8 protein-coding genes, 1 tRNA gene and 1 pseudogene are annotated in these 7,009 nt (G+C 59.7%); 6 read left to right on the top strand and 4 right to left on the bottom strand.

The features are described from left to right. Both ACXJ7R_RS20695 and ACXJ7R_RS20690 read left to right on the top strand, forming a co-directional pair. Positions 1-478, top strand: a 478-nt coding sequence (locus ACXJ7R_RS20695) for a MerR family transcriptional regulator (RefSeq protein WP_457153468.1), incomplete at its 5' end; no start/stop codon positions are given. A 91-nt stretch (positions 479-569) separates the two neighbouring features. Then, positions 570-872 (top strand): hypothetical protein, encoded by a 303-nt coding sequence (locus ACXJ7R_RS20690; RefSeq protein WP_457153467.1) that lies wholly within the window; start codon positions 570-572, stop codon positions 870-872. 74 nt (positions 873-946) lie between these two features. On the opposite strand, the gene ACXJ7R_RS20685 is transcribed toward ACXJ7R_RS20690, so the two are convergent. After that, entirely contained in the window at positions 947-1,153 is a 207-nt protein-coding gene (locus ACXJ7R_RS20685; protein ID WP_457153466.1) for a hypothetical protein, read from the bottom strand. A gap of 192 nt (positions 1,154-1,345) precedes the next feature. Beyond that, positions 1,346-1,960, bottom strand: coding sequence for a hypothetical protein (locus ACXJ7R_RS20680; protein ID WP_457153465.1), 615 nt, complete (start codon positions 1,958-1,960; stop codon positions 1,346-1,348). Positions 1,961-2,244: 284 nt separating this feature from the next. Between ACXJ7R_RS20680 and ACXJ7R_RS20675 the strand changes: the two genes are divergently transcribed. Further along, a complete protein-coding gene (locus tag ACXJ7R_RS20675; protein WP_095081186.1) occupies positions 2,245-2,529 on the top strand; it encodes a helix-turn-helix domain-containing protein in 285 nt (94 codons plus the stop codon). 173 nt (positions 2,530-2,702) lie between these two features. Next, on the top strand, positions 2,703-3,161 hold the full coding sequence (locus tag ACXJ7R_RS20670) for a YbaK/EbsC family protein (protein ID WP_457153464.1): 459 nt from the start codon (positions 2,703-2,705) through the stop codon (positions 3,159-3,161). A gap of 35 nt (positions 3,162-3,196) precedes the next feature. Here the strand turns inward: ACXJ7R_RS20670 and ACXJ7R_RS20665 are convergent, their stop codons facing one another. Together ACXJ7R_RS20665 and ACXJ7R_RS20660 are read right to left on the bottom strand one after the other, a co-directional pair. Further along, positions 3,197-4,024, bottom strand: a complete 828-nt coding sequence (locus tag ACXJ7R_RS20665; RefSeq protein ID WP_457153463.1) for a 2-keto-4-pentenoate hydratase — start codon at positions 4,022-4,024, stop codon at positions 3,197-3,199. Positions 4,025-4,154: 130 nt separating this feature from the next. Then, positions 4,155-4,532: a hypothetical protein gene (locus ACXJ7R_RS20660; RefSeq protein WP_457153462.1), complete on the bottom strand. Its 378-nt coding sequence runs from the start codon at positions 4,530-4,532 to the stop codon at positions 4,155-4,157. A 202-nt stretch (positions 4,533-4,734) separates the two neighbouring features. On the opposite strand from ACXJ7R_RS20660, the pseudogene ACXJ7R_RS20655 reads away from it, so the two are divergent. Together ACXJ7R_RS20655 and ACXJ7R_RS20650 are read left to right on the top strand one after the other, a co-directional pair. Further along, positions 4,735-4,960 (top strand): annotated as a pseudogene (locus ACXJ7R_RS20655) (YbaK/EbsC family protein); the annotation flags it as partial. A 96-nt stretch (positions 4,961-5,056) separates the two neighbouring features. After that, positions 5,057-5,133, top strand: a tRNA-Pro gene (locus ACXJ7R_RS20650). Positions 5,134-7,009 lie beyond the last annotated feature (1,876 nt).

Here is a 7,009-nt window from a genome sequence, read left to right as displayed (position 1 = left end):
GCAGCACGTGCTGCGCTTCTGGGAAACGCGTTTCAATCAGATCAAGCCGATGAAGCGCGGTGGCGGCCGCCGTTACTACCGGCCGCAGGATGTCGAACTGATCAAGGGCATCCGCCATATGCTCTACGACCAAGGCTACACCATCAAGGGCGTGCAGAAGCTGCTGCGCGAGAACGGCAATCATTTCCTGGTCGCCATCGGCAATGGCGACATGGCCGCCGTCGAGGCGATCTCGCAGCGCCGGCAGGCCGATCAAGTGCTGTTGACGCCTGCGGCCCAGCCGCGCGGCATGGATGACGAACTGGTTGGCCAGCCGCGCGTCAAACCCAGCCGCCGCTTTTTCGGCCTGGGCAAGAGCGACGAGGACGGTCCGGTTCAGCCGGACGCGTCGAAACTCTCGCGCGACAATCGCGCCCTGCTGCAGGAAGCGCTGTTCGACCTCCTGGAATGCAAGCGACTGCTCGATCAGGTGCGCTGACCGCCAACTGAGCAATGTCGGCCGGTCGAAAACCGGAACCCGCCTTGGCGTGAGGCGTTACGTTTCCTTCTGCAATTGAAGGAAAAACGTCATGGCATCATATTCGACCCTCTCGGACATCGACCTCGACAAGCAGGTCGCGGCTCTCACCAGGGAATTGGCCAGCCTGAAGAAGGCGGTGTCCAGACGCGGCGGCGCCTATTACGAAGACGGTCGCGATGCCGCGCTCGACACCTATGCCGATCTTGCAGGGCGTCTGCGGGATGCGATGCCGGCCATACGCAAGCAAGGCAGGGTCGTCGAGAAATCGGCGCGCGACCATCCGGYCGCGGCCGTCGCGGTCGGCCTTGTCATGGTCGGTCTCGTTGCCAGTCTGCTGTTCAGCCGGCGCTGAATCGTATCGCATTGCCACGAGAAGACCAGCCTTGAACAGCCAAGGCCGGTCTTCTCGTTGGCAGTCTGGTATGCCTAGGCCTTCTTCATGTCGTGGTGATGATGATGGTAGTGGTGATGGTAGTGATGGCGGTGATGGACAGGATGGTAGGGATGATGATGGTGGTGATGATGCTGTGCCATCGTGGCCGGAGCGGCATCMGCACTCGTCGCGCCGATCACCGGCACCGTGAAAGCAAGTGCAACCGCAAGCCCGAGGGCCGAGAGGAGGGACGTCTTCATGGGTCGTTTTCCTTTTTTAGCAAGTCGATCGAGTCGATGACCCCGATCGCCGCGAATGGGATTACGCTCCTGAATTTTTTCCTCGTTATTTCCCGGCTGTAGAATTTTGTTTCTCGACTGTTTCTAAGCAAATCGGGCTTCCACCATCATCATCGCCAAGGCCGAAAGGCCATGCTTTCCCGCCTGTTTTGCCTACATTGGCGGGGCCACGCCATTGTTTCCAACCACCACGCGGCCGGAACTCAGCGTGCCGTCAGCCGCTCGCTCAGCCGTGACGACGACCGTCGCACCTGGCTTGAGGTCGGTCGGCGTGGCCGGCGCGAAGGTCACGACAGGTGTGGTGTCGGGTATCGAAATCTCCTTCGTCTGCCCATTGTCATAGGTCAGCGTGACGGCTCGGCCGTTTATGTCGGTGACGTCGGCCACGGTGCCGTTGGTCATGCGGCTGTTGGGCTGCAGGTCCCAGGGGCGGTCGCCCTCGCCAGTGCCTTTCAAGGCTGCCGGAAAGACCACAACTTCCAGCGCGCCGCTGCCGCCATCGGCTTTCGATACGGAGGCGATGCCGAGGAAATCGCCTTGCTTGATGTCCTTCACGGATGCGCTGGCGATGCCTGATATCTTCCAGCCGGCATTGAGCTTGATGGCGGAGGTATCACCCTGGCGGGTTTTCACGGTGAGCAGCGATGGCTCGAAACTGGCCACAGTGCCGCGCACGCGCAGCGTGTCCGCCGCTTGGGCACCGCCGACACCGGCAGCGGAAAGGCTGGAAATCGTGCCGAGCACGACGATGATTGTCTTCAAGTTCATTATAGAAATCCTTCCGGGAACGGCTGGCTGGAACCGGATGGTTTTCAGGCCAGCGACTCAGGGAATAACGAACGGGCGCGTCGAAACTGCCGGACAAAGCGCGATTGCACGGTCAAAACAACTTGATCGCGACGTGTGCGCGATCCGGCCGCGCAAGGCGCCTGCTTCACGAGAGCGTGACGGTCAGTTTGGTACTTGGCAAATCGCTGGCGAGCGGGCATGTTCCCGGTCGTCTCAGGCAACTTCGTCATTTGATCAAACTCTTTCAGCTTACGGAGTTGCCAATGCCCAACACTGCAAAAAGCGAAGCCCTCTCCGAATCGGTAGCCAATGAGATCGGGCCGGATTACAGCACCCTCAGAGCGATGCGGGAGACCCGCGGCTACAGTGTGGAAAAGCTTTCCCTGACATGCGGTCTGGCTGCCGACGAGATTGAGGATATCGAGAGCGGTAAGGTGACCGATCCGTCGAAGCTGCGTCGTATTGTGTCCGCGCTTCGACTTCCCCAGGACGCTTTGATCGCTTCGGCTGTGCACACGCCGGCCGCGCAAGGTCGATCCCTGGCATAGTTCAACGACAGGCATGCCCGACAACCCGCCAAGGAATAGCCTTGGCGGGTTTGTTTTTGTGGTGCGGCGGCCGCCCTGCCGGAGCCGGGGCTTGTCGAATTGTATGTGGCACGTGTTTATACGCGCGGCAGCTCAGTCCGCTGTCCAACATTCCTGAACTATGGGTTTTCGATATGAGCCTGGAATCCGTTCGCGCCTTCTTCGCCGCTCACGCGCCCGACATCGAAGTCATCGTGACCGAAGCGAGCTCGGCAACGGTGGCACTGGCGGCCGAGGCGCACGGCGTGCTGCCGGCGCAAATCGCCAAGACGATCTGCCTGCGCGTCGGCGAGCGCACCATGCTGGTGGTGACCAGCGGCATCGCCAGGCTGGATAACCGCAAGTGCAAGGACCAGTTCGGCGGCAAGCCGCGCATGCTCGACGCCGCGGAGGTTATCGAAGCAACCGGTCACCCGGTCGGCGGTGTCTGTCCCTTCGGCCTGCCGGCGCCGCTGCCGGTCTACTGCGACATGTCACTGCGCGAATTCGACGAGGTCGTGCCCGCCGCCGGCGCCACCAACGCCGCCGTGCGGCTCAGCCCGCAGCGCATGGTCGATCTCATTGGCGGCGAATGGGTCGATGTCTGCCAATAGCGATCAAGCAATGCTTTGCACCGCGCTGCGTCTGGCTATCGGAATTGGAGTTGCACCGGCTTCAAGGCTATCCCGCGGACGTCTGTAGTCCAGGTTTCGCCAGCCACTGCCGGCATCGCCTCGGTGAGCGTGCCGGTCGTGATGATTTCGCCGGCTCGCAACGGGTCGCTCGAGGAATTGGCTGCGATTTCCGCCAGAAGAAAGCGAAGTGCCTTGAAGGGGCTTCCCAGCACGCTGGCGCCGCCGCCGCTCCGCACCAAGCCGTCCCCGCGCTCGATCGTGATCGTAAAACTTGACAGCTGATCGGCCCAGATCGCGGGATTTTCCGTTATCAGCTGCCGATCACCAATCAACAGCTTGGCATGTACGCCATAGGCGGCCACGGCGTCGGCGGCTGTGAAAACCCACCCTGGAAAGATCGAATGAACAATCTCGAAACCAAGCGCAATCCAGTCGACACAGCCGACAAGTTCATCCTCGCTCATGGAGACATCTGGAACGCTCCCCAGATGCAAGATGATTTCCGGTTCAATGCGTGGCTCGGCCAGGCCCGCCAACGAGTACATTCCGCCCTTCTCCGGCAGATCGCCGACTGTGCTGTCGAACATGTAGTTCCAGATTGGCCCCGAAATGCCATAGCCGCTCCAGACGGAGCGGTTGGTGAAGCCGATCTTGCGGCCGACGACCTTCTCGCCTCTGGCGCCCCGTACCGCGCGAACGCTCGTGGCGACGTCGTATCCATCTGTAAGGCCGAATTGGGGAAAGCGGCTGGAAAAGGTCGGGACCTGTCGTCCCGTACCGAGAAGTGCGATTGCCTCCTGGGCAATCCGATCAAGCATTTGGGCCCGCTTCCGCAGCGTCATGATCTCATTGTATCAGCGGCGGGGAAATTGGATACGGATGCTCCCGAATGATGTCCCCGACGCGACTTTGGTGAAGCTTCGCGATTGGTTCGGCCCCGACGCGCCGGCAAATCCCGGCGCGAGGAGCATGTCACCAGCCCCGATTTTCGTTGAGCCAGTATGCACCAAAACAGCCGAATTGGGATGGGAGACCAAGGCGCCGTTTGGCATCAAATTCCATCTCCGATAGAGACCAGGATGAGTTGTTCTCGGTCACATTGGGCACGATGGTGTACCCATCCTCCACCAATATCAGTCTCATTTCCTGGAAGTGCCTTTTGAAGCCGCTCTCAATTTGGCTTCTCGGATAGCGTCGACCTTGCAAGCAAGCTCGCCTCAGAATGTCGGAATACATCTGGGTGCTGACAAGTCTCAAAGTTTCTTCGGAGATCGGCTTGTAAGGTAGGCCCTCCTCGGACCAGCATTCTCCTGCCGACGCCACCAGCATCGCGGCCAACTGGCTTGCCAAGAACCTCTCCACCTTCGGCCCTTCCGACTATCATATTAGTCATGATTAATATGGCGGGCAACTCTCTCGGAGAGGGGTGGGCCAGATTGCAGCACCCTCAGAGCAATGCGGGAAACCCACGGCTACAATGTGGAAAATCGTTCCCTGATATGCGGTCTGGCTGCCGACGAGATTGAGGATATCGAGAGCGGCAAGGTGACCGCGCATGCTCGACGCCGCGGAGGTTGTCGAGGCAACCAGCCACCCGGTCGGCTGCGTCTGCCCGTTCGGCCTGCCGGCGCCGCTGCCGGTCTATTGCGACGTATCGCTGCGCGAATTCGACGAGGTCGTGCCCGCCGCCGGCGCCACCAACGCCGCCGTGCGGCTCTGCACCGCAGCGCGTTGTTGGCCTTACCGGCGCCGATTGGGTCGCTGTCTGCAAAGGCTAGCTAAGAGGCTCGCCGGCACCCGCGATCGCATCGGCGCGATCGCTGCCGAATTTCGGTTGACCCGGGCGGGGTTATCACGATACATCGCGACCGGTCCGGAGTGTAGCGCAGCCCGGTAGCGCACTTGACTGGGGGTCAAGGGGTCGTCGGTTCGAATCCGGCCACTCCGACCAAACAAAACAAAGGCTTAGTCATTTCCCCCAGAGGTGGCTATAAAATTTCTAGCCACATTGTAGCCAGCAACAAAAAGCCCGCCCTTTCGCGTATGCCCGTAACCCCTTCGCGTATGACGGCGATACCCTTGTGCAATTGTGGGGTGGCCTAGCCGGGGGGTAGTTTTCTAGCCGTCGGCCATCCACTTGCACAGCTGTGGTCGGCGCCAAGCTAGCCACGCATCCCCCTGTCCTGAAGGCTAGCTTAGTAAAAGAAACCCGCTGCTCACCCCCCCGGCAGCGGGTTTTTTATCGTCGCCACCGGACAACAGAAAGCCCGCAGGAGCGGGCTTTTGTCGTTGCTGTGCTGAGCGGTCAGGCGTCGTTCTGCCCACACCCCGGACACAGCCCCGTCTCATGCAGCAAGCACTGCATGCACGGCTGGCTACCCGGCGAGACGCTTACCAAGCTGTCTCCCAATATCATCCGGTCTCGGCATGGATCCACATGCATAAAGGACCGCACGCCGTACACCTCGCGGCCCTTGGTCGTCCTAACCCGTCCCATAACTAGCGACGGTAGTATCTGGTCTTTGTGTGAGATGCACTGGCCTATCTTGAAGCGCCAGGCTTCAGGAGGCGGCGGTTCGGCGACAATGTCGGTAAGAGCGTTCATTTCGGTTCTCCAGTTTGGCCTCTCCAGGCCTCCGCCGGAAGGTCCGGCTGCCGGGGGAGAGAGGCGACTGGAGATCGCTGGCAAGCTTTTGGGCGCTTAAGCCTTGGACATGGCTTGCCACCCCGGCCAAGAGTAATCTTGGTCCGCCGCTGCTTCGACCTTTTTTGTAGATAACCCCTAACCCTTACCATCTATAATTACATAAAACCCGGCGAGTCGCAAGAGATATTTTTTATCAATACTGTGGTCTGTCTTCGCTATGCAACTAGGCGTCTTCACATTTTTTGTCCAAAAGGTGGCGTTTACACAAGTAGTCATCATTGAAAATGCGAAAACGCCTATTTTGTCAATGTAGACTAGGCGAAAACGCCTACTTGTTGATCGCGCAAGGAAAAGCCCGCCGCCGGGGCAGGGCAGCGGGCCTTTGACACAGGCCGGACACAACGAATTGGGGGACAGGCATCCGGTCGCATTTTCAACGATGGATGCGAAATTTTGTTCCCGCGCGCTCGCTAAAATTAGCGATGCCTAGTCTACGGCAAACTCGCCGGGCAAGGACCCCAACCACCTCAAACCCGGCGAGCCTACACCTGATCAGAGTACGCGATCAGGACCGGGGTCAGCCGGCAAGCTTCACGCAGCAAGATGGATGCCAGTCTGTTATTCCCGAAACGGGACACTTGCGGCCATGACGTGACGTCAAGACTCAGCTACCCTGCCGCGGCGGCGGACCTTTCTCCGCCAGGCCGGCGCCTTTCAGGCAACCTCCCAGCGAGGGCGCCGGCTATTTTCCTTCGACGCCACTAAACTGAGATACGGAACCGCCCGGAGCCGTGATGCGTTGATCACATTAGGGAGATCAAACAATGACTGTCCATACGGACTATCGAACGAACAGAGCCGACTATGCGATTGCTGCGAGGCATGGCCGAGTGAACGCGGATGATGATCGCGATGAGCTACTGGCAAGAAAAAAGCGGTCGCTTTGGCTGAGTGATCGGCGATCCGCAAAATTGTCCGCAAACCCGTCGGAAAGCTTGCCGGGACCGAAATCAAAACCGCGCGGTTAGCGTTTAGCGTTTCTGGTCAGAAAGCGGGCTTCTCGTATTAAGCGACGCCCAATTGAGCCCCGAGGAACGCGATAAGTTCGCGCGCTTGGTCTGGTTTCCTCTTTTGTGTCTTGGCCATGGAACTAGCTTAGCCGGCTTTCGTTGCTGTAGGG

Source organism: Mesorhizobium sp. P5_C1 (genome assembly GCF_054049815.1).
Note: the sequence above shows the minus strand (reverse complement) of the source record. Positions and strands in the feature narration are given on the sequence as shown.

Excerpts from the sequence above, each read along its gene's own strand:
- ACXJ7R_RS20680 (WP_457153465.1), bottom strand. The coding sequence starts at position 1,960 with ATGAACTTGAAGACAATCATCGTCGTGCTCGGCACGATTTCCAGCCTT.
- ACXJ7R_RS20670 (WP_457153464.1), top strand. The coding sequence starts at position 2,703 with ATGAGCCTGGAATCCGTTCGCGCCTTCTTCGCCGCTCACGCGCCCGAC.
- ACXJ7R_RS20665 (WP_457153463.1), bottom strand. The coding sequence starts at position 4,024 with ATGACGCTGCGGAAGCGGGCCCAAATGCTTGATCGGATTGCCCAGGAG.
- ACXJ7R_RS20675 (WP_095081186.1), top strand. The coding sequence starts at position 2,245 with ATGCCCAACACTGCAAAAAGCGAAGCCCTCTCCGAATCGGTAGCCAAT.